This is a genomic window from Streptococcus sp. STC1396, from assembly GCF_058933875.1.
Window position 1 is genome coordinate 88,114 of record NZ_JBZYCU010000003.1, and the last position, 23,066, is coordinate 111,179.

The 23,066-nt window shown below is 37.2% G+C and carries 23 protein-coding genes and 2 pseudogenes; 4 read left to right on the plus strand and 21 right to left on the minus strand.

The window, feature by feature from the left end; translation table 11 throughout:
* Positions 1-44 precede the first annotated feature (44 nt).
* Together AC5FEC_RS01990 and AC5FEC_RS01995 are read left to right on the plus strand one after the other, a co-directional pair.
* A complete protein-coding gene (locus tag AC5FEC_RS01990; RefSeq protein ID WP_268735061.1) occupies positions 45-482 on the plus strand; it encodes a GtrA family protein in 438 nt (145 codons plus the stop codon).
* Between the two features lie 36 nt (positions 483-518).
* Positions 519-929, plus strand: coding sequence for a GNAT family N-acetyltransferase (locus tag AC5FEC_RS01995; protein ID WP_493661134.1), 411 nt, complete (start codon positions 519-521; stop codon positions 927-929).
* 144 nt (positions 930-1,073) lie between these two features.
* On the opposite strand, the gene AC5FEC_RS02000 is transcribed toward AC5FEC_RS01995, so the two are convergent.
* The 11 genes from AC5FEC_RS02000 to AC5FEC_RS02050 form a co-directional block, all read right to left on the minus strand.
* Positions 1,074-1,781, minus strand: coding sequence for a B3/B4 domain-containing protein (locus tag AC5FEC_RS02000; RefSeq protein ID WP_493661135.1), 708 nt, complete (start codon positions 1,779-1,781; stop codon positions 1,074-1,076).
* Between the two features lie 8 nt (positions 1,782-1,789).
* Positions 1,790-2,239, minus strand: coding sequence for a MarR family winged helix-turn-helix transcriptional regulator (locus AC5FEC_RS02005; RefSeq protein WP_493661136.1), 450 nt, complete (start codon positions 2,237-2,239; stop codon positions 1,790-1,792).
* A gap of 327 nt (positions 2,240-2,566) precedes the next feature.
* Complete coding sequence (locus AC5FEC_RS02010; RefSeq protein WP_493661137.1) at positions 2,567-3,454, minus strand: DUF4300 family protein; 888 nt, start codon at positions 3,452-3,454, stop codon at positions 2,567-2,569.
* Between the two features lie 298 nt (positions 3,455-3,752).
* Complete coding sequence (locus tag AC5FEC_RS02015; RefSeq protein WP_493661138.1) at positions 3,753-4,064, minus strand: hypothetical protein; 312 nt, start codon at positions 4,062-4,064, stop codon at positions 3,753-3,755.
* 139 nt (positions 4,065-4,203) lie between these two features.
* Positions 4,204-5,943, minus strand: a complete 1,740-nt coding sequence (locus AC5FEC_RS02020; RefSeq protein ID WP_493661139.1) for a glycoside hydrolase family 13 protein — start codon at positions 5,941-5,943, stop codon at positions 4,204-4,206.
* A gap of 375 nt (positions 5,944-6,318) precedes the next feature.
* A complete protein-coding gene (locus tag AC5FEC_RS02025; protein WP_493661140.1) occupies positions 6,319-6,600 on the minus strand; it encodes a hypothetical protein in 282 nt (93 codons plus the stop codon).
* A gap of 127 nt (positions 6,601-6,727) precedes the next feature.
* Positions 6,728-7,006, minus strand: a complete 279-nt coding sequence (locus AC5FEC_RS02030) for a GntR family transcriptional regulator (RefSeq protein WP_493661141.1) — start codon at positions 7,004-7,006, stop codon at positions 6,728-6,730.
* A 60-nt stretch (positions 7,007-7,066) separates the two neighbouring features.
* Entirely contained in the window at positions 7,067-7,288 is a 222-nt protein-coding gene (locus AC5FEC_RS02035; RefSeq protein WP_493661142.1) for a DUF1648 domain-containing protein, read from the minus strand.
* A 19-nt stretch (positions 7,289-7,307) separates the two neighbouring features.
* Positions 7,308-8,867 carry a putative ABC transporter permease subunit gene (locus AC5FEC_RS02040; protein ID WP_493661143.1) on the minus strand — a complete coding sequence of 520 codons (1,560 nt, stop codon included), beginning with the start codon at positions 8,865-8,867 and terminating at the stop codon, positions 7,308-7,310.
* On the minus strand, positions 8,842-9,570 hold the full coding sequence (locus AC5FEC_RS02045; RefSeq protein ID WP_493661144.1) for an ABC transporter ATP-binding protein: 729 nt from the start codon (positions 9,568-9,570) through the stop codon (positions 8,842-8,844). The genes AC5FEC_RS02040 and AC5FEC_RS02045 overlap by 26 nt, the downstream gene beginning before the upstream one ends.
* Positions 9,571-9,679: 109 nt before the next feature.
* Positions 9,680-10,297, minus strand: coding sequence for a TetR/AcrR family transcriptional regulator (locus tag AC5FEC_RS02050; protein WP_007790256.1), 618 nt, complete (start codon positions 10,295-10,297; stop codon positions 9,680-9,682).
* A 270-nt stretch (positions 10,298-10,567) separates the two neighbouring features.
* Here AC5FEC_RS02050 and AC5FEC_RS02055 point away from each other — a divergent pair, with 270 nt between their 5' ends.
* Together AC5FEC_RS02055 and AC5FEC_RS02060 are read left to right on the plus strand one after the other, a co-directional pair.
* On the plus strand, positions 10,568-10,918 hold the full coding sequence (locus AC5FEC_RS02055; protein WP_493661145.1) for a plasmid mobilization protein: 351 nt from the start codon (positions 10,568-10,570) through the stop codon (positions 10,916-10,918).
* A gap of 5 nt (positions 10,919-10,923) precedes the next feature.
* Positions 10,924-11,447 (plus strand): annotated as a pseudogene (locus tag AC5FEC_RS02060) (relaxase/mobilization nuclease domain-containing protein); the annotation flags it as partial.
* On the opposite strand, the pseudogene AC5FEC_RS02065 reads toward AC5FEC_RS02060, so the two are convergent.
* The 10 genes and pseudogenes from AC5FEC_RS02065 to AC5FEC_RS02110 all read right to left on the minus strand — a co-directional run.
* Positions 11,441-11,884: pseudogene (locus AC5FEC_RS02065) on the minus strand (alpha amylase N-terminal ig-like domain-containing protein); the annotation flags it as partial. The pseudogenes AC5FEC_RS02060 and AC5FEC_RS02065 overlap by 7 nt on opposite strands.
* Before the next feature lie 262 nt (positions 11,885-12,146).
* Entirely contained in the window at positions 12,147-12,818 is a 672-nt protein-coding gene (locus AC5FEC_RS02070) for a CPBP family intramembrane glutamic endopeptidase (RefSeq protein ID WP_493661146.1), read from the minus strand.
* A gap of 217 nt (positions 12,819-13,035) precedes the next feature.
* Complete coding sequence (gene rlmD, locus AC5FEC_RS02075; protein WP_493661147.1) at positions 13,036-14,406, minus strand: 23S rRNA (uracil(1939)-C(5))-methyltransferase RlmD; 1,371 nt, start codon at positions 14,404-14,406, stop codon at positions 13,036-13,038.
* A gap of 183 nt (positions 14,407-14,589) precedes the next feature.
* The gene (locus tag AC5FEC_RS02080) at positions 14,590-15,951 is read right to left on the minus strand and encodes an LCP family protein (protein WP_493661148.1); all 1,362 of its coding nucleotides are present in this window, start codon (positions 15,949-15,951) and stop codon (positions 14,590-14,592) included.
* A 12-nt stretch (positions 15,952-15,963) separates the two neighbouring features.
* Positions 15,964-16,797: a prephenate dehydratase gene (pheA, locus tag AC5FEC_RS02085; protein ID WP_493661149.1), complete on the minus strand. Its 834-nt coding sequence runs from the start codon at positions 16,795-16,797 to the stop codon at positions 15,964-15,966.
* Positions 16,788-17,273: a shikimate kinase gene (locus AC5FEC_RS02090; protein WP_304948231.1), complete on the minus strand. Its 486-nt coding sequence runs from the start codon at positions 17,271-17,273 to the stop codon at positions 16,788-16,790. The genes pheA and AC5FEC_RS02090 overlap by 10 nt, the downstream gene beginning before the upstream one ends.
* Positions 17,266-18,549, minus strand: a complete 1,284-nt coding sequence (gene aroA / locus AC5FEC_RS02095; protein WP_493661150.1) for a 3-phosphoshikimate 1-carboxyvinyltransferase — start codon at positions 18,547-18,549, stop codon at positions 17,266-17,268. Before aroA ends, AC5FEC_RS02090 begins: the two co-directional genes overlap by 8 nt.
* Positions 18,550-18,975: 426 nt before the next feature.
* Entirely contained in the window at positions 18,976-19,785 is an 810-nt protein-coding gene (locus AC5FEC_RS02100) for a hypothetical protein (RefSeq protein ID WP_493661151.1), read from the minus strand.
* 6 nt (positions 19,786-19,791) lie between these two features.
* Complete coding sequence (locus AC5FEC_RS02105; RefSeq protein WP_493661152.1) at positions 19,792-21,858, minus strand: ATP-binding protein; 2,067 nt, start codon at positions 21,856-21,858, stop codon at positions 19,792-19,794.
* A 12-nt stretch (positions 21,859-21,870) separates the two neighbouring features.
* On the minus strand, positions 21,871-23,034 hold the full coding sequence (locus AC5FEC_RS02110) for a DNA cytosine methyltransferase (RefSeq protein ID WP_217473091.1): 1,164 nt from the start codon (positions 23,032-23,034) through the stop codon (positions 21,871-21,873).
* Positions 23,035-23,066 lie beyond the last annotated feature (32 nt).

Here is a 23,066-nt window from a genome sequence, read left to right on the forward strand (position 1 = left end):
TTTCAAGTATAGCACAAATCCCGAAAATATGATAGACTAAGATCATGAAAGTTGTAATAAAAAAGTTTTTTGATAATGAAATTTTATCCTACCTGTTTTTTGGAGTAGCCACTACTGTGGTAGCTGTCGCGACCCGGATGCTGCTCTATACTCTGACCTCGAATGAAATCATTGCGACCATCATCGGAAATATCGCCGGTATTCTTTTTGCCTTTGCGACCAACGATACCATTGTTTTCAAGCAAAAAAGAAAGGGCTGGCCAGTCAGACTGATTAAATTCTTTATCGCTCGGCTCAGCACCCTAGGCCTCGACCTAGCTCTAACCATCATCTTTGTCAGCTGGTTCCCGCAAATCATCGGCCAATTTGTCAACAATGACATCAAGATGGTCAATACTGTCGAAACCTTCATTGCCCAAGTAGCTATTATCATCCTCAACTATGTCTTCAGCAAGATTTTTGTTTTTAAAAGCAAGAAATAATAATAGGCTATTTGAGAAGCTAATATGGAGGCTACAATGCAATTTCGATTGGAAAATAGAGAATCGAAGAAAACACAAGAACTGGGAAATTTAATCAGAGCATATAATCAATCAAAGAGAGAACCGTCAAAAAGTGAACCTCTTAACATCTATGTCGAAGACGAACAAGGAAATCTAATTGCTGGCATGGTAGCCGAAACTTTTGGACATTGGCTAGAAATTGAATATTTGTATGTGCAAGAGAATTTGCGAGGACAAGGCATAGGCTCAAACATTTTGAACCGGGCAGAAAAAGAGGCTAGAGAAAGAAAGTGTAAATATTCATTTGTGAACACCTATCAGTTTCAAGCACCGAATTTTTATAAAAAGCACGGTTATGAAGAAGTGTTTGCCTTAAAAGAATATCCCTATACCGGAGAAAGATATTATTATACAAAAGCATTATAATTTAAGATTTGAATGATTCAAATCAGATGCATTATTGTCGGTTTCTTACGAAGAAGAGAAAATAGAGTTATGTTTAGACCAAAGTTTCTTTGCCCTATAAAAGCAAATCTGGACCAGATTATTCTGACCCAGATTTTTTGATGATTAGATTTCCAAACTTGGATTTTCAGCTGTCAGGTGAGTAATGTCACCCTTGACACCGAAATATTCCTCCACCAGAGACTGGAGTTCTTTCATGGCTGCTTGAGCACGCGCTGTCTGCTCTTCATTGATGGCCTCAATAACTAAAACAGCATCCTTGGTTCCTTCTGTTAGCATGGTCCGCTGAGCTTCTCGCCAGTTGAGACAGCGGCAGACGGCTCCCTCCTCATCATAGTAGATGATTTCCTCTGGCAGAGCCGGTGCATCCGTTTCAGCTCCCAGTGGAAAGAAGGCTTCACCACCCTTGGCTTTCCCCAGATGAAGACCACCGACAATCTTGTCCAAATCCTCCCCACCACAAGGAACGGCATAAGACAAGGACACACTGTTATAAAGATCTACCAAAGGATTGATTGGGTTGAATTCCCGTCCTTGACTGACCCGCTTGAGTAGGGCTTCGATAGAGGAACGCGCTCCTTTTTTGGTCTTAAATTGGCCGAAAGCCTGCCGCCATTCCTGAATAACATCATTCTGGGTAAAATTCTCATCTGGGATAAAGTCTTCAGCTCGCTTTGCTCCCTTATCTAGCAAGGATTTGAAGTAGGGATCCTTGCTTTCATCGACTGAATTGTCCAAACCCTTGGCTACCATAATACTAATCTGCGCCTCTGGAAACAAAGTCCAAAATTCATTTTCAACTGTAATTTTCATGTTGCACCTCAATAATTTCTTTTCTGACCTTTTTTGACCAGCTCCCAGTCCTTGGTAATATTCTCTCGGACGCGAACCAGCATCTTTTCTAACTCTTTCCGCTCAGTTTCTGAAAAATTTTCCAACGAAACCTGCTCCGAATATTCGTTTTCCGCTAAGATAAAAGGATAGAGGGCTGCCCCCCTCTCAGTAACGAACCATTCCTTATTCTTGCGGTTATTGGCAGCTGAGCGCTGTTCCAGTAAACCTTTGCCTTCTAGTTTCTTGACTGATCGAGCCACCGTCGAGCGATCTACCTTGAGCAAATCCGACAGCTCCTCCTGGATAATGCCAGGATTCTCCGCAATCCGCACCAGATAGAGATATTGTCCCCGCGCCAGATCTATGTCACGAAACTCCAGATTAGCGATGGAATCCAAAGCTCGGGCAATAATGCCAATTTCACGTAAAACTGTCATTTGTCCTCCTTATGAAACTAGTATATCAACTTTTTATTGCAAATGCAATAAAAAGTTGATACTTTCTAAAAAAGAAATGACTTTCTTTAAGAGAGCTATCACATTTTTATCATTTCTGTAGCGGCGAAAGCAATATAGACATTACCAAGCGCTTTTCCGATGCAAAAAGACGTACAGTTGTTACAACTGTGCGTCTGTCTGCCCTAATTATACTTTAACTTAACTAGAAAAATGACTCTGTTAGACTTGCCATCAAACAGTCAAAAAGATTCCAGAAATAACAGCCAGCCGTAAGTAAACATTAAACTCCATACAGCAGCAATATCTCTATTTATTCTCTACTACTTTCTCATTATCCATAATAAATGGTTTGGCCAGTCCTTCCCCTGTGTAGTCTTTATATTTGGTCTGCAAGTATTTGTAGACATCTTCCTTGGTTGCAAACTTGATTGCCTGATAAGGCTCTTCAAAGGTCAGCTTTTCGACAAATAAATATCCGTTTTTAGCTGGAACCAAAACACCGACATGCCCGACAAAGAGAGAATCACCATCAAGATTATCGTGGACTATGACAGAAAGCATCCTCGCCTTTTCGCTAAACTTGAACTGTTTGAAGTATTCCTCCATCTTCTTAGCATGGACTTTTACATCTTGAGTCGCTTCAGTCTTGACTCTTGAAAACAGGATATTAAATTCTTCCTTATCCTTGGCATCAAATAGCTTTCCCTTGTCAATCGCGTCATTATCTAAGAATAAAAGTTCATCATCCTTTGCCATTTGAGGAATTTCGATGCTATTTTTCAGCAAAGTATAAGAGTTAATTCGGCAATTTGTCCCGATAAAATCACCCTTTTTTTCACGCCACAAACTGCTGATTTTTTCTACATCGTAGTCTGTTTTGGTGAATTTAGTGAAATCGCCTGTTAATCCAGTAGAACCGACAATGCCATTGTAGTCATTGACTAGATTGACAAAGTTATCTACACTGTTTTTATCCAAGTCGGCAGCCAACAAATTCTTGACTTCTTCAACACTCTTTTTATTATTTAGATTTGAATAAGTTGCCTTCCACGGATATTTTTCCGAGCTAGTCTGACCAACTGTTGAATTTTCTTGACCGCCGTTCGATTGCTTTTGCGTCTTCCCACACGCCACTAAGCCAAGAATTGCCAAAGTGCAGGCACTCATCAACATGAGCTTTTTTACTTTCTTCATTCTTTCGTCCTTTTTACATTTTTACTATATCTTCTTCAAATAATTCCTCTTGTTATTATATCAAGAAATACTGGAAAACAGAAAGAAAAAAGCTAATTTGAACAGAAACTTCCTTGTTCTTGAAATCACATCTGAATTAAAAGTACAACTTTATAAAACAAACACACACCTCACCGAAGCTATTCCCCTTAACAAAAAAATGACTGCACCTTTATCAACTGCAGTCACTTTGATTTATGAATGGATGAACAATGTAGAGTAGCTAACTTAAAGAAATGATCTCTATACACTGGTAAGTCTACTTAATCTTGTGCTTGTTCATCTTTTCTTCGAAGATAGCTGTCATGATAGCGCGCAATTCTTCACGCTCCTTTTCAGGAAGCTCTCCTGCTTGCTTAGCTACAGCGTAAAGTTCTGGGTATTGCTTGGCAACTCGCTCAACCGTCTTGGTCGTTGCATGCCCTCTCACAAAGAAGGGAATTCGCTTAAGCCATTCTTGTGGCACCAGCGCCAAAATCTTTTTAGCCGCTTCCTTATCACTAATAACGGCTGTACTAAGCCCCTTTTTGATTTGCTCTTGCTCTTTTTCCGTAAAATCATTTAATTCCATTCTGAACTCCTCTTTTCTAATAAGTTACTTGCTCTTCTTAAATAGACTGCTCTTAGATTGGTTTTTTGAAATTTGAGTAACCCTGACAAGTCTTTCAGTCGAATTTCAAAAAATTAATTTGCAACAGTTCCCAATCTTCCTAAATGATTACGAAGCCTTTTGGTAAGATAAGCAGTTGTCCATCCGAGACTTGACAATGACTCACCAAATCAGCCGTGGCTCTGTCTAAAAGGTAATTCTCCTTAGACTGATTAAAAATCGCTCGAAGAATTTGGCCATCATGTTCCCAGTCTAAAGCCAGCACATCAGGCGCGATTTCTTCTAAGCTGTACTTCCCACACTTAATGATATGAGCACCATCCTTGCGAAGCTGAATCAATTTCTTCATGAAATCGAGCATCTCATTGCTATCGGAAACACGTTCCCAAGGCATGACACGACGACAATCTGGATCTGGCCCTCCATCTAATTCTAGCTCGGTTCCATAGTAGAAACACGGTGTTCCCCTTTGTAAAAAGAGGCAGGCAAGGGCAGACTTAACAAGTTGTGTATCACCTCTGGCAGTAGCCAAAATGCGCTCCGTATCGTGCGAATCAAGAAGATTGAACATTACTTCCGAAATCTGCTGTCTATAATACATAGATTGACCATTGATCTCATTGATAAACTGACTGGTCTTCTTGACCCCACGCAAGAAATAATCCTTAATGCTATCAGAGAGAGGATAGTTCATGACCGCATGGAATTCATCACCATTTAGCCAAGGCTGTGAAGTATGCCAGACTTCTCCAAGAATATAAAGGTCAGGCTTTTTAGCCAAGACAGCCTTACGGAAATCTCTCCAAAATTGGTGGTCCACCTCATTTGCCACATCCAGCCGCCAAGCATCGATGTCAAACTCTTCAATCCAGTAGGTCGCAACGCTCAACAAATAGTCCCTCACTTGAGGATTTGCTGTATTTAGCTTTGGCATATAGCTCTCAAAGGCAAAGGTATGGTAAGGGAGCTTTCTTGGATTGCCAAGCTTATCCTTTGTCACTGGGAAGTCTTGAATATGGAACCAGTCTTTGTAAACTGATTTTTCGCCATTTTTGATAACGTCCTGCCATTGAGCAGAATGAGAGCCAATATGATTAAAAACTGCATCCAGCATAATCTTCATGCCACGCTGATGAGCCTGCTCTACCAATTGGCGGAAGATCTCCTTGTCTCCAAAATGTCTATCAATCTCAAAGTAATCTGTCGTATTATACTTGTGATTGCTCGGAGACTCAAAGATTGGACAGAGATAAAGGCCTGTAATGCCCAAGTCTTGTAAGTAATCCAGATGGTCAATAATTCCTTGTAAATCCCCACCAAAGAAATCTGTTCTTTGTGGAGCGATAGCAGCATCCCAAGCTCGTGCCCCTTTCGGTGAAAGTTCAGGATTTCCATTGGCAAATCTTTCTGGAAAAATCTGATACCAAATTGTTTCTGAAACCCAGTCAGGAACTTGGCAACCGTCAATTTCGTGAATATAAGGGAGCTTAAAGCCATTCCTCTCGGAAGCAAGATTTTCTGGAGTATTGTCCGCACAACCCCGATCCCCATACAAGATACTTTGTCCATCTTTACCTTTGAGTTCAAAGAGATACTGGATCCGAGCAAAGCCAACTGAGACCTCCACTTGCCAATAATCAAACAAATCATCAGAAGTCATTTTGACCATCTCTTTGGTATCTTCATATGAATCCTCCATAAAAATAAAAGGATCCCCATAATGCAAGGTGATTGTTTTAATATCATCTTTCTTAGTTCTTATACGAATGTGCATCTGCTTATCCTTATATAGATAAGCATACTCCGACTCCGGCCTGTGGTAAATAGCTGACAATTCCATATTTTCTCTCCTAGATTTCTCTTTATAAACTCATCGCAACTTTGTGCAAACGATTTCATTGCATAGCCCTAGTATATCACTTAAAAAAAATGATTGCAAGGTGTTGTTTGTGTATATAGTAAAAAGAGTCTGGGACAAAAAGATTTCAATTTTTAAAAATCTTAATTATTAAGCCCTTCAAATATATAATTAAATGCGAAAAGCGAACAAAGCAGAATTCTGATTACCAGAAAACTAGTTTTGTTCGCTTTTTATATTTGAGGTCGGACTTTTGTCCCAGACTCTTTTACTAGCAATAAATATTAACCAATAAAATATGATAAATAAAACAATTAACAGTATAAGTTCATCCTTATTTTCTTCTTTAAATACATATCATTTATAACTATATGAAAGTGCTTCTTCCACTGCATTAATAATATCCAAAGTAAAATCTTTCTTTTTAATTTCTAAAGCACTAAGCATTTCTTTGTTTTTTCTAAAAGTTTTATATAAAAGTTTCTTATCTTTATCATCCAAATCAATTTTATAAAGAAGATTTGAAAGCGAAATAATTAATGGCTTAAAATCATTACACAGCGTTTCATCTGATTTTCTACCTTTCCAAGAAAGAAATCTATCAAAGTCATTATCGCTAAACTTTGGCTGTAATCCCATTTTGTTTCTTTGGTATTTCTAACATTAGATGTTTAGATTCTTCCATATTCGTTTCCTCCATTTTATCAATAATCTAAATAATCAGTATCTTTATCTTCTTCACACATAATTGATTTTTATTCATTTTTTAAGTTTCTATTCTATCAAATAGTTTGATAATCTCAGAATCCGAAAATCCTAAGGCATATAGTTTTTCAAACAATATTTTTGTTAGCCTGTTCAAATGCTGATTTCTTAACTCAATTATTTTCTTCTCACTTTCAATAACAAAAAATCCTTTACTTCCACGACTAACAATCAACCCCTGTTTCTCAAGAACTTTTAATGCTTTTTGGACGGTTACAGGATTACATTCTTCCATCTCTGCTAAAGTCCTTATGGGAGGACATCTGTTGCCCCAGTACATACTTACCTCTTAAAATAGTTGCTCTTATCACAGATGTTATTTGTAAATATGGATACATATTCACTTAACCTTTTTATTTTTCCTTCCTCGTATAAATTTCCAATAAGCAGAATACGGAATAACCGTAGCAAACAGAAGATAATATTTATTAGCAAACATATCAGGGACTCCTTTTGCATTGAAATGAACAGGAATTTCCTCCGGGAGAAATATGCAAATAATAAATATTACAACAATCATTAACATCAAGACCAAGACATCTTTTAACAGTCCAACTTTCATACAATTTTCCCTCCTTAAACTAAATAAAATTTGACTTGCTAACTTTTATATAAACTTCGCTTGAAATAACAAGTAAAGTAACTGATATTATCTGCAAAACCGGTGTTATCGGAAGATTTAAAAACCAATTAAGAAGAATTGGTGTAATGAGTGCAATTATCCCGACAAGTCCAGACACAATAACAGGCATGCTCTGCTTTACTACCATCATCTCGCTTTCCCATTCATAATTTGGATACTTTTTATTTAGGGAAATTCCTATCACTGTTATAAAGATCGAATAGCATATAGGAACAATTATTAGGTTAATAACTTGAATAAAGTTCATATCAAGTTTTAGCATAAATGCAAATATGGAAATCATATACCCAATCAAATGAAGTGTAAGGTTTACAGCTATCTTGGAATTTAAGATCATTTTTACCTTAACAGGAGAGCTTTGCAAAATCCAAATGTTTTTTCCTTCTAAAGATATCGCTGAAGCTGCCGGGCAACTGAGCGAGAGCATAGATGCAATAAATAATGGAGCAAAATTTGAGAGATATTCATTTATATTTTCTATCCCTGAAGACTCTCCTATTTGTTCTACAGAATTAAAAAGCAAAAATATACTAAAAACACATAAAAGTATTACACCAAGGCCTGCATTCAAGACCGCCATGTACGAGCTTAAAAAGCGTCCCATTTCTTTTTTATACAAGGCAAGAAATATCGATTTTCTATTATAAGATTTTTTGTTATCAGAATATCTTGATGTTGTTTTAGCAAGAGTATTAAGCAATCCATACTTCATCGCAACAATTTTTACAAATATATAAAAAACTGCTGTTGAAAAAGCAATAAATAATCCCATTCCAATATACATTGGAAAATTTGTGTGTTGCACGAATAACCCGGATATTGGGTACAGTTCTGTAATTTGCTTAGAAAGCATGATCTCAATGCTGTCTTCATTACCTGATTTCATAGCTGACACTGCAATATATCCAATTATGCCTATCATTGCAAATGAAAAGATTAGAGCAATAACATTTTTCCTCTTAAAATAAGATGAAACAGCCACAACAATCATTCCCATACATGCTGCTATGCACATAGGTATCAATGGAACAAAAATCATGGAGGTAAAATACAATATAATCTGTAATACATTTAAGCTTCCGTTTAACGCCCAAACAATGCCCCCCGGAAGCATAAATATGAATCCTATTAAAAAGTTCAATAAATACATAAACATAAACTTGCTACTTATAATGTCTGAGCTTTTTAAAGGTAGCGATAAAAGCGTTTCTATATCACGACTACCAAATAAAATTCCATTAGAATAAAATATTGTCAAAAATAATATTGAAAAACTTGATACCGCAACCATATAAGCCGGTATCAATTCCTGCTGTCCAACTTGTACAAGTGTTTTGGCTGTCATAATATTATAGACACAGAAAAATATAGCAAGAGTTATTATTCCAAAACTTGCAATAACAACAGAACTTTGCTTTTTATTTTTTGGCTCTCTAATTTCGTTGATTGGAAAAAAATTTATCAATTGGGCTCTAATTAGTATCCAAATTTTGCTCATTATCTTGTACCTCCATGAAAAAAGTTTCCAAAGTTTTATCACCTTTGACTTCTTCTGTATTTCCGCTTGCGATTAACTTTCCATTTTTTATAATTGCAATTTTATTACATAATTTTTCTGCAACATCCAAAACATGTGTTGAAAAGAAAATAGCTCCTCCATCTGACACGCATTCGTGCATTACTTTCTTTAGTAGAAAAGCTGCTTTTGGATCAAGTCCTACAAAAGGTTCATCTAAAATTAGTAACTTTGGAGAATGCACCAGTGCAGAAATAATCGCTGTTCGTTGCTTCATACCATGTGAATACGAAGATATCATCCCCGAAAGATGCTTAGTCATTTCAAATAAATCACTATATTTTTGAATTCTTTCTCTGCGTATTTCAGTAGAAATTTCAAATAAATCTGCAATAAAATTGATGTACTGAAATCCCGTCATATGTTCATATAAGTCTGGATTATCCGGAATGTATGCCATCATTTTTTTACAAATAACAGGCTCCTCTTTAATGGAATACCCATTAATCGTTATACTTCCATTCTCAAAATCATGAATCCCAACTACTGCTTTTATTGTTGTAGTTTTTCCGGCTCCATTTGCACCAATGAATCCATAAATATCTCCAGACTGTACTGAAATGGATAGGTTATCAACAACTTTTTTGTCTCCATAAAATTTACTAAAATTATTTATCTCTAACATGCTTTTACCTCCATTGACAATTTGTCAGTTATTCTTTGAAATAATACCGATAGCTTTTTTAGCATTAGCTATCGGAACATTATTATTTTTACAAACATTCTATTCTTTTTCAATTGCTAAAGAGTTTTTTTGCATTTAAGCTTTGTTCAAGCATTATCTTAAATGCGTTTAAATACTCATTGACAGACTCTTTTTTTGAATATCTTATACTTATGTTATTTGAAACAAAAACATAAGCTGTCATAAGAAATTCCGCTGTTTCAGACGGATATTTTACAAAAAGTGTTTTTTCTGATATTCCTTGGTTTATTATCCTTTCAAAATATATTGTCAGTTTTTCAATAATCTTATGAGATAACTTATCTATCATATATCGATTTTCTTCAAGATCAACTGTTTTTTGTAACTCTGTTCCCTCTGCTGAAATATTTTCCGAAGATATAATTGTGGCATCTATAAAAGCTCTAATTTTTTCAATGGCGGTTTTATCTTCATCATAGACAATAACATGAATATCTTTCAATAATTTATCTGAATATTGTTCCACAAGACAATATAAGATATCTTCTTTATTTTTAAAGTGATAGTACAGCAAGCCTCTTGATATATTTACTTTGTCAACAATATCCTGAGTTGTTGTATTAGTATACCCTTGCTCTATAAAGAGTAGCATTGCAGCATCCATAATTTCAGCACGTCGTATTTCCGGTTCTTTCACATCTCGCATTTTATCCCTCCTATTTAAAGGATATCACGAAACTGACAATTTGTCAATTGTGTTTTCTCATTTCTCTTGAATTTTATGGTATAATATATTTACAATTTTAGAAAAATGCTTAATGCTTGCTTGACTTTTGTAGCAAGCACAGTAAGTGTACGGACACTTACGAAAAAATTGACGAAGCAGCCCTTTGGGATCTGCTTCTTTTTTTATCAATTTTTAGCTTGTTAGGGAGAACCCTAAGACCCCGAAATACATATAAAGGAGGAATTACCTATGGCAAATAGGATACGAAATGAACGACTTGAAATTAAATTAACCGAAGAAGAAAAAGCTCTTTTTGAAGAGAAAAGGAAACTTGCAAAGTGCAGAAACATGAGCCATTTTATCCGCAAATGCATTTTAGAAAAGGAAATATATCAAGTAGATTTAGAGCCTTTTCGAGATTTACAAGGATTACTTTCCAACGCTACAAACAACATCAATCAGATTGCAAAGCGAGTAAATTCGACAGGCATAATCTATAAAGACGATATAAACGATATGAAAAAGCAGATTGAACATTTCTCAAAAGAGTTATGGCAAATTCATTCAATACTTCTTAATAGAACATCAGGAGATGATTAGTTTTTATGGCAATTACAAAAATACACCCTATAAAATCAACCCTTAATTTTGCCATTTCATATATTGTTAATGGAGAAAAAACAGATGAACAAATCTTAGTAAGCACTCATAAATGCCATCAAGAAACTGCTCACACACAATTTTTAAGGACACGAAATGATGCAGGAACAAAGGGAAATGTTCTTGCAAGGCATCTTATTCAATCCTTTTTACCGGGAGAAACTACGCCTGAAATAGCACACCAGATCGGTATGGAGCTTTGTAAAAAGATACTCAAAGACGAGTACGAATTTGTCTTATCTACTCACATAGATAAGGGGCATACTCACAATTACATCATCTTTAATAATGTAAATATGGTAACGGGTAGGTGCTACCAGTCTAATAAAAAAGCTATCATAAAATCAGGTATCACAGCGATAAGCTATGCAAAGAAAACAACCTATCCGTCATTGACGAGTTTTACGAAAGCTATAAGAAAAAATACAATACTAACGGTAAATCTTGGTATGAAAACGAACAGGCAAAGCGTTCTGGGAAAATCTGATACCAAACCGTCTCTGCCACCCAGTAAGGAACTTTGCAACCATCAATTTCGTGAATATAAGGGAGCTTAAAGCCATTCCTCTCGGAAGAAAGATTTTCTGGAGTATTGTCCGCACAACCCCGATCCCCATACAAGATACTTTGTCCATCTTTATCCTTGAGTTCGAAGAGATATTGGATTCGAGCAAAGCCAACTGAGACCTCCACTTGCCAATAATCAAACAAAGCATCGGAGGTAACTTTGACCATTTCCTTGCTATCCTCATAATGATCCTCCATAAAGATAAAAGGATCCCCGTAGTGCAAGGTGATACTTTTGATATCTCCCCTTTTCGTCCGAATATGAATGTGCATTGTCTTGTCTTTATAAAGATAAGCATACTCCGACTCTGGTCTGTGGTATATAGCTGACAATTCCATATTTTCTCTCCTACATTTCTCTTTATAAACTCATTGCAATTTTATGCAAACGATTTCATAACCTAGTACTAGTATATCACTTTAAAAAAACGATTGCAAGGTGTTGTTTGGGCACATAGTAAAAAGCCTTGAGAACAAGGCTTTTACTAATTAGATTTTTTAAGAAGCTTACTCTATACTTACATGAACCATATTACGCAAGAAATGTATGCGACAGTTATCGTCTCTATCCTAGAGTGAAGTCCATAGTTAAGTAGATATTTTACATATGAAACATTAGAAAAACAATACCTGTTGTATTGGCTAGAATATGCGATAAGGTTGTAATCAAACAATTTTTAGTCTTTTTATAAATAACGGAATAGAGGATGCTATCAATAAAAATCATCAAAACATCATAGCTAACAAGTTCAAAACTTCCACTAGCAATATGAGCTATCGCAAACAATATAGACGACACAATAGCACAAAGCCAAAATGGAAACATTGTCATTGACTTACCAAGAAAGAAACCTCGCCATGCAATTTCTTCTCCTAAGGCTGCAATTATTACTTGAACCATGAGCAGTGGTATTTTATCAAAAGATAACATAGAATCTGTTCTTCCAACAATATGACTGGTGAACGCACCCTTAAATACCAAATCACCAATAATTAACGTTGCTACAGCGGTTCCTATCGGGAGTAAAACCAAAATAATTACCCCTTGTTTTTTCAGATCATCGAAAAATGATTTAAAGCGCAAGCCTGATTCTATATGTGATTTTTTCTCCAAATATTCAAGAACAAAGAAAAAGAGAGTCCCAATCAGTACGGTGAGACCTGATACAGAAAGTTTAGGTATTATCTTTGTCAAAGACAACACTGCCATTAAAAACAAACCAATGATTATAGTATATACAGACTTTTTATCTATTTTAGCAAAATTAGGCATAAATATTTCTCCTTAACGTTAGTAGGGCGACATGGTTATTCTTTTGTCTTGAATTGTCAAATTAAGTACACAATTCAAGACTTAAAAAACTTTCGCCAAAAGGTCTCTAGGTTTTCACGAGCAAACTTACACACTCAGCAGTTTGCTGTTACCGTATCATTTCGTCGGTTTCCCTCCTCATTCTACGAGTCCTATCCCATGGGCGGAACATCTGCTTCTACTTCGCTGATGAATCAGCTCGTACAAGCAGTGATACTGCCTCAACATGATGCGTCTGCGGAAATAGATCCACTGGCTGGACTTTTTTCAGTTCATAGCCCAGTCCTTGATAGAGTTTGATATCACGCGCCATGGTGGCAGGATTGCAGGAGATATAGACAATCCGCTGGGGCTCCATGCTGACACTAGAAGTGATAAAGCTTTCTGTCAAGCCCTTGCGTGGTGGATCCACTAAGATAACATCTGCCTTGATACCCTGATCCAGCCAAGTTTGAATCGCTTTTTCTGCAGGAGCGCACACATAGCTGGCATTGGTGATACCGTTGAGCTCTGCGTTTCGCTGACTATTTTCCACAGCCTCAGGAATGACCTCCACTCCATAGACCTGCTGGACTCGGTCAGCCAGCGACAGACCAATGGTGCCGATACCAGAGTAAGCATCCAGCACAATATCCTCTTTTTTAAAATCCGCAAAGTCAAAGGCTGTCTGATACAGCTTCTCTGCCATCTCGGTATTGACTTGGTAAAAGGCTGGCGCAGCAATCTGGAACTGCTTGCCCAGCATGCTGTCAGTGATAAACTCTTGGCCGTAGAGCGTCCGAAACTCCCGACCGAAAATGGCATTGCCCGGCTGGTCGTTGATATTCTGCATGATGGACTTGATAGCTGGGAAAGCTTCTGTCAAACGCTCAATTAGCTGCTCCACTCGGAAAATCTTTGGCCGACTGGTCACCAAAATCACCATGATTTCACCCGAATAATGGCCACGGCGAACAACCAAATTGCGAATCAGGCCAGTGCCTTCCTTCTCATCGTAAGGCTTGAGGTCGAAACGACGCAGCAAGTCACGTACAAAAACGATCACTTGGTCGATAACTGGATCCTGAATATAAAAGTCCTCAATCGGCAGGAGGTCATGGGAATTTTTTCGGAAAAAGCCAGTTTCCAGCTGTCCATTGACACGGCGAACTGGTACCTGAGCCTTATTGCGGTAGGCCAGTGGCTGATCCATGCCCAGTGTTTCCAGTACTTCCACTTCCGAAATACCCGCGATTTTATAAAGGCAGTCCTGCACCTGCTTGGCTTTAAAAGCCAGCTGGGCTGGGTATGCCAAGTGTCCTAAATCAGCAATTCCAGTCCGCAAATAGGCCAAATCGACATGCTCATTGCGCTGGTCAGACTTTTTCAAAAATTCCTCAACTCGGCCAAAGCCGATTTTTTTATTGACCTTGAGGATACGCATGCGAATCACCTCACCCGGCAGGGCATTTTCAATGAAAAAGACGCGGCCGTCTACCTTGGCTATACCCGCTCCCTCATGACTCAGATCTACAATTTCTACTTCAATAATATCGTTCTTTTTTAACATTTCTTTACTTTCTAATCAATCTTGCGCTCAACTGCAATTATACTAAAGTAGGGAATCACAGGATTTTCTACTGTTTATTTCTTTCCTCCTATTGGAAAATATGTTCACATTTCTGCTCTGCTATTTTCCCAAAAAGAAAGGGAAGAGACAAAATCTGCCACTTCCCATTATATCATAAGAGCCCTATCTTAAGCCCATTTGGTGCAGCCTTTCTTTGTAAGCTTCAAAGTCAATCAAGAGCCCTTGACCGCCATACATGTCATAGGTATCGACCCAGTCTCCATTTTCTGGAATGGTCAAGCGCTCAACTCCATTGCGAGAGCTAAGTAAAAGAGAAAAACTGTTGAACAAAAGAAAGCTGCTAGGAACATTAGTGGAAGTCAAGGCAAAAACCTTACCTAAAGCTTCTGCCCCAGTAAAGAGTTTGGTTGGATCTTTAACCTGTTGGAAAATAGCTGTTAGGACCTCCTGCTGGCGACGGGTCCGACCGAAGTCTCCCTCATCATCCTTGCGGAAACGAGCATAATTGAGTAGGGTCCGACCATCCATCTGCTGCTTGCCGACTTTAATAATCTGGTTTGGCACAACTCCGTCCTTCATGTTGAGATCATCCGGAACCTCAACCTCCGTCACTGGCTCACCATTGATTGTCGAAAATTTTGCATCCATGCTGACACCGTTTGGAAAAAGAGTGTCGATTGCTGTGGCAAAGGTTTGAAAGTCAACTAAGGCATAATACTTAATATCAATATCAAAGTGATCTTTCAAAACCTGACGGACAAGATCAGCTCCCTGATGATTTCCTTGCTCCCCAAATGTATAGGCCACATTTAATTTTTGATCATAATAATCTTCTTGGGAAGGATCCGCATAAATGTTGCTGGCACCATCAACATGAATCAAGGTATCACGCATAAAGCTGACTAGTTTAATCTTGTGGTCTTTGTTGCCCACATTCAGAACCATGATCGAGTCAGTTCGCGTCTCCGTTGACTGCTCCCCCACTCTGCCGTCCGTTCCGAGAATGAGAATATTCACCCCATCTGAACTATCTTGCCCCTCGAAATATTCCACATCTGTCACGTTCGAGTTTCCAGCATTAGCCGTCGTATAGCCCTTGATAAACATAGCAATCATCCCGCCTAAGACCAGCAACAAGAAAATTCCGAGCCAAAGAAGAATACGTTTGATTCTAATCTTTCTACGTTTCTTTGGTGCTGGCTGAGGCTGATCAACTACTGCCGCTGAACTGATCTGTCTGTTTTTTTTCTGTCTCCTGCTACGCGAAGGGCGCTCAGGATATTTTGGCAAAAGCCCAGACGAATCTGTCTGCACATTGTCTATTGGGTCAGACGAAGAAATATCCTCTTCCGAATCCGCATAGTCGGCCACAGGCCGGCTATTACTCTCGTGAACATTTCCTTTCGCTTTCTGTCGAAGGTAAGCAAGTTCTCTTTTTTCTTTGTCGTTTAAATAATAATAGTTTTTATAAAGATAGTCTAAACGGAGCTGCTCATGATGGCTAAGATTTTCTGCTCTCCTCATCTTTTCTCCAATCTATTTATCATGAATCAGAAAAACGGTGTAACTGCCAAAAACTTTAAAAGTAATCCCTAAATTTGCAAGTTCTTGGTAGGCAAATTCAACCAATTTTTTCTTTTCGTTATTGATGTCAATAATGAAAAAATATTCCCCCAAAGCCGTTTTAAGAGGACGACTTTCAATCTTAGTCAAGTCAATTCCGCGCCAAGCAAAGGTAGAAAGCGCCTTGTACAAAGCACCCGGCAGATTATCTGGCAGGGTTAAGGCCAGCGTTTGCTTGTCACCTTGTTTGGGCAAATCAAGCTCAGGCACTCTATGTCCCAAAATCCAGAAACGAGTGTAGTTTTCTTCCATTTCCTGAATATCACGCGCAACTACTTTCAAATGGTATTCACTTGCAGACGCCTGAGGCGCAATAGCAGCATAATTCATATCCGGATGCTCCGCTACAAAACGTGCTGCATTGGCCGTACTGGCAGTAATCTCAAATTGCGCATTCGGATAGTGCTGAGAAATATATTTTTGTCCCTGGGCGATGGCCTGCGGGTGGGAAAAAACTTTTTCAATCGGCTTGTCCAGGCTAGTTGCAAGCAACTGCTGCTTAATCGGCTGGACAATTTCTGCAACAGCTTGAATAGCTGCTTGGTGAAAAAGATAATCCAGCGTCTCATGAACACTTCCTTCGATAGAATTTTCAACTGGTACTATCGAATAATCAACTTGCCCACTTTCGTAAGCCTTCATCACTTCAGTGATATTTTTCAAAGGGACTAGTTTTCCCTTGGGAAAGGCTTTTTGAGCCACATGGTGAGAAAAAGAACCCTTGGGTCCTAAATATCCTATAAACATCGAATCTGCTCCGCTATTTCTTCTGGTGTCTTGCCCGCCACATCAATGATATGGGTGGCAATGCTTTCATACAGAGGTAAACGTCCTTCAAAAATTTCCTTGAATTGCTCGCGGCTATTATTCAAGAACAAAGGTCTTTGCATGCCCCCATCGTTTTTAATCCGCTCATACAGAGTATCAAAATCGACTCGCAGGTAGATATTATAAGGATTCTTCTTCAGCAATTCCCGATTGCGGGGATTGACAACAATCCCTCCCCCGGTCGATATCACATCTACCTCATCACCCAGCAAACGCTCTAGCATGCTTGTTTCAATCTGACGAAAGGCAGCCTCTCCCTCGCAGGCAAAGAAGTCGGCAATAGGCATACCGATTTCTTCTACAATCAATTCGTCCAGGTCATGAAAATTCGGATCCAAAAGACGACCAATCGTTGTCTTGCCTGCCCCCATAAAACCTAGTAATATTTTAGCCATGTATTAATTTCTCCAAATCAGTGAAAAAGCTTGGGTAACTTGTGTTGATTGCCTCGGCTCGCTCCAGTTTCACTTGTCCTTCCTTCACGAGAAGGGCAGCAATGGCTGCCATCATTCCAATTCGATGATCTCCGAAAGTATTGACAGAAGCACCGTGAAGCGGCGTCTTCCCTTCAATAATCATTCCATCCGCTGTCGGTTGAATGCTTGCTCCCATGCTATTCAAAGCGTCTGCGACGACTTGGATGCGGTCGGTTTCTTTCACCTTCAGCTCCTCTGCATCTCGGATAATGGTGCGGCCCTTAGCCTGCGTTGCTAGCAAGGCAATGATCGGCAGCTCATCAATCAAACGCGGAATCAGTTCTCCTCCGATTTCAGTAGCAGTCAAATCAGAAGTTTCGACAGTAATCGTCGCGGACTTCACCCTATCATCAATCTGGGATAGCTGAATCTTGCCGCCCATGGCCTTGATGACATCCAAAATTCCTGTTCGGGTTTCATTGATTCCCACATTCTCAAGAGTCACTTTCGACTGCGGAACAATCAGGCCAGCAACCAGCCAGAAAGCTGCACTGGAAATATCTCCCGGCACTGTCACCTGTTGGCCTTTCAAAACTTGACCGCCATGAACACGGATTTCCTTACCGTCTACAGAAATTTGACCGCCAAACTGGGCAATCATGTCCTCAGTGTGGTTGCGCGTGATTTCCTTTTCGATGATGACTGACTCGCCCTGCGCCTGTAAAGCAGCAAAAATCAGGGCAGACTTTACTTGGGCAGAGGCTACCGGCAACTGATAAGCAATTGGTTTCAAATCCTTGGTGCCATGAATAATGAGAGGTGGCAAATCACGTTCAGATTGGCCAGAAATTTCTACGCCCATCTGACGAAGCGGAATCGTTACCCGATCCATAGGACGTTTAGACAAACTGTCGTCCCCAAACATCTCAGCTTGAAAATCCTGACCAGCTAAAACTCCTGAAATCAGGCGAATGGAAGTCCCAGAGTTCCCCATATCCAATTTATTTTTCGGGGCTTTCAGGCCATCAAAACCAACACCATGAATCTTGACAATCGAACCATCATCTTCAATTTCAACGCCTAAATCACGAAAAACCTGCATCGTAGAGAGAACATCCTCTCCCCGCAGAATATCACGAACAGTCGTGATGCCTTCCGCTATACTCCCAAAAATAATGGAGCGGTGGCTGATAGATTTATCTCCCGGCACCCGAAGAGAACCTTGTAAACTTCCTGCATTGGTCCGCAGTTCCATAGCATACCTCCACATTTATTTCCTATTATTCTAACACAAATAAAGAACTAAAACAAATGAAGATTGAATTTCAATATAAAGCTCTAGCCAAACAAAAATGAAGCCCAGCTAAACAACTGGGCTTGCTAAAGTAAGGGGGATTTTTTAAAAAAGTTCTTTTCAATCTTCTTTAAATTTCTGAATCTATGAGGGATTTGCGGTATGGATATTCATAATTACAAAATGTTCGTCCGATAATGAATTGAAGTTGAGATCGCTGTGAAATTATTATTTTTGAAAATGGACTTTTTCTTACAGTTATAATTTTGTCACAGCTACGTCTATTCAAATCCCAATTCAATTCCCCCAACACCTGAGAAGAAGGCTGCAATGTTGTACTTCTCAGAGCGGTTCGAACTTGCACAATTGTCATGTCTTACCTGGTTTCTATAAATTCAATTTCTCTCTCAAATCTCTTAACTTACTTCTGTGTGTATCTAAATCATTTTCAAATATTTTTATCCTAGAATCTTCATTAGATTCAATATAGAAGCATTTTTTTATATGATCAAATGCTTCCCTAACATGTGCTAAAGCGTTTCGAATCTTTCTTTGTTCATTCCACAATGTTTGAATATCTTTAGGAATATTCTCTTTTGTACAAAAATAACCTATCTGTTCTTCATAACTGCCGGATATCCCTTTTTCCCTTAAATGATATTCGATCTCAGCATGTTCACACATATACATTCCTCGAATAGCGTTTAATTCGTCCCATCTTGCTAATCCAATATCTATAGAATCTTTAAATTTCTGCTTAACATGTTCAATTGTGTACTTATCATCTGTCGCAACAGATATAAATGAAAAATTAGTAAATAGATTAATATTCTTCTCATCTTGTAATTTTTCAACAACTTTTTGAGAGATTGTAGAATACTCATTTCGAGAATATAATACAAAAAAACGCTTATAATTTTTTGATTTTCTCACTTCAACTAAATAGTCTAATCCCTTTTCAGCATCTGTTCCTCCCCCTAAATCAAAGTCAGAAATAAAGAAGTCATATCGTTCTTCTCCACCTCTTATCATCAATAAGCGTTTTGCTTCTTTAATATCAGTAACAACTGTGATATTAGGTTGATATCCCTTAGATTCTATATGTTCTTTTACTGCTTCAACTCTTCTCTCATGAGGCCTCTTATTTGTACCTCTTATAGAATCTTCTAACCAAATCACTCTCACTTCATTTCTCAATTTCGGTTACTCCATTTTTATTTCAAAATTTACATTTGATGCGTCTTGAGATACATCTATTTTCCAATTATACTCGTCACAAATTTCTTTAACCAAGTATAATCCGACACCTGTCCCAAAATTTTTTGAACTGACTCCTAGGTCAAATATTTTTTCAATAGGTTCTATCTTTATTGGTGCTGTGTCTGAGCTAATAACTAATTTATTTTCATTATCTAAAAAAGAACACTTTATAAAAGTTGCACCGTTATCAATAGCATTTGAAATTACATTGTCTACTAAAATTGCAAACTCAAAAACATCTATTTCTTTTCCAAATTCTCCAACACCTATATCATCAATAATCCTTTTTCTATGCGGACTAACCTTAAGATAGCCCTTTAAATATGACTTAATATCAATTAGTTGCTTACCTATTAAATCATATGTACCTAATCTCAAAAACTGTCTTTTTATAGTACTAAGACGATCCGCACTTCTTCTAAAATCAATAATATATTCACTGACTCTATCATATTCATTAGTTTTTCGAAAATCTTCAGCTAGATCACTAATGGTATAAACTAAGTTATCGCTAATTGTATTTAATTCATGAACAAATAATTCCTGTTTCTCCGGATCTTTTTCTTGTAGCATTACTTTTTGAAGGGTATTTTGTGTTTCTAATTGAGCATTTGTTTCTATCAAGTGTTCATTTTTTTGTTCCAGTATCTCAGCCTTTTGTTCAGCTATTCTTTTTTCTCTTTCTTCCTGTCGTCGAGCGTCTCTTTCTTTTCTTCTTTCTTCCCTCTCTATTTCAAGCCTTCTGTCATCTTCCATGCGATCTTCAGCACTAATTTGCGTAGCAATTTTATTTCTTTCACTAATCAATTTACTAATAATTGGTTTCAAAATATTGATTAGTAGCTTAACTCGTTCGTCTTCTCTGGAAAATCCTTCACGAGAGGATGTTGAAATATCTTCAAGTTCATCATTATCCAGGATATCGAAGGATATTTCTCCTTCTAAATAAACTCTCATTGCTTGAGTATTATCTAAATACTCAAGAAAGTTTTCCACCGCTAACTTATCACGAACATATAATTTCAACCTATTAGGTCTATGAACATCATTTTTAACAAAATTTGGATCATTTTGTCTAGCTTCATTTGTATTTATTGTTGAATGAATACCAATCCATCCTTTTAGTTCATAAGAAAAAACCTTAGATTCTCCAGAAGTAGTTATGAACCTTTCTCTACCTTCTATATTTTTAAAATCTTCTTTTGAAAATTTGACAACATCCCTTCGTTTGCTCCTAAACTCTTGATATTTGCTATTTGGAATTAATACACTTTTCGATAACCTATTGGATAAATTATTTTCTAAATCATTTTCAAAAAAGGCAAAAAAGTTTTTGAACGCTATTTTTTTCTCTACTTTTTCAAATGTTGCTCTTTGCCGAGAATCTGTAATATAGGCCACTTCTATCCCTGCATTAATATTATCTAAAAGATAGTAATCAGCCAAGCGAAGTTTTAAAGATTCGAATTTTGTCTCAGCAAATCCTGACATATTTACATCCACTAATTTAACAAGAGTTCCTGTATCATATTGTTCCCATAATTCTCTATTTTCAATTCCAACTTCTGAAGCATCTACTCTTATTAGTTCTGGGACATCATTATCATTTTTATCAGTTGAATCTAACATCCATGCAGTAGTGATACCAGCTTTTTTTGAAACAATATAGTACTTTTTAGATAGAAATAACGTAGCTAGTTTACCTATCCCCTTGCGTCCTTTAATTTTATCTGACAATTCATTTTCAGACAAACGCTTATTCCTACCTATTAATGCATATTTTGTAGCCAAGTCATTATAAGACATGCCACTTCCATTATCTATTATCTCCAAAATAGATTTTTTCTTATTAATAGAATTAATATATAATTTTACATTTGTTGCACCAGCATCTAATCCATTTGCTACAAGTTCAGAAATAGCACTCCATCTATTAGTATACATTTGTTTACCAAGTAAATTCAAAGCATAGTATGAAAAATTGAATTGTATTGTATTTTTTTCTGACATATTAATTCCTTTTTACAAATTATTTTCTTCAAAGAAATCTTTTATTCTATTAGCTAAATGAATGCTTAAAATTGGAGGAACAGCATTACCAATCTGGGTATTAATTGCTTGTAGACCTCCGACAAACTTATAATTATCTGGAAAAGACTGTATTCTTGCACCTTCCCTTGCAGTCAAAGCTCTATTTTGACTAGGATGAATGCACCGTAAGGAAGATGGAGTTGATAAATTATTTGTTATGGTCGTTGAAGGTCTATCCCACCACAATCGACCATAAGTATTACGATATCCTGATGTTAAATAAAGTTCTCTATCTAGCAATCCATCTTCTACCATTCTATTTATATCATTCTTACCTTGTCCTTCCTTAAGTGCAGCCATAATTTTCTGCAATCTTTGTCCATGATTACGACTTACATGATTAAATAATTGATCTTGATTACCTCTCATTAAAATTTGATAATCTGTTTGTGGATCTTCCACATATTGATCCGCTCTGTCATTATTTCCTAAACTAGGTAAATCTCCAATAGCATCTCTTAAATTGAAGGGATTTTCAGAAGTACACTTTTCTGGAAAACTCCATTCAAACTCAATATTTAAATCATTTCTTACACCAATCAAAAAGACGCGTTCTCTATTTTGTGGAACACCGTAATCCTTAGCATTAAGTAATTTTGTATAAACGTTATATCCATGAACATCTCCAAAGCTAGATAAATCTTTAAAACTTTCTTTTACATTTCGAATAATTGGTCCGTTTTGCTCATTTTTCATGGTTAACAAACCATAAACATTTTCAAAAACAAACATTTTAGGTTGGATAAACGAAAGTATCCTTCTATATTCACGATACATTTTTGCTCTCTTATCATACTGTCTCTTGCCAACCGTGCTAAATGATTGACATGGTGGACCACCTATAACTAAATCAACTCCTTTAAAATTAATTCCATTTTTCTTTAAAAATAATTTATCAATATTCGCAATATCATCTTCTATCATGGTAATCTTTGGATAATTTTGTCTAAATGCTTCAGCAGCATCAGAATTAAACTCATTGGCAAATCGAATATTAAAATCTTCTCTAGAAACAAAAACATTATTTTCAATTTTTTTCTGAAAACCAAAGGTTAAACCTCCAGCACCAGAAAATAAATCAATTACATTAATCATAATTTATCCTTTTTAAACTCTAGTAAGACTAT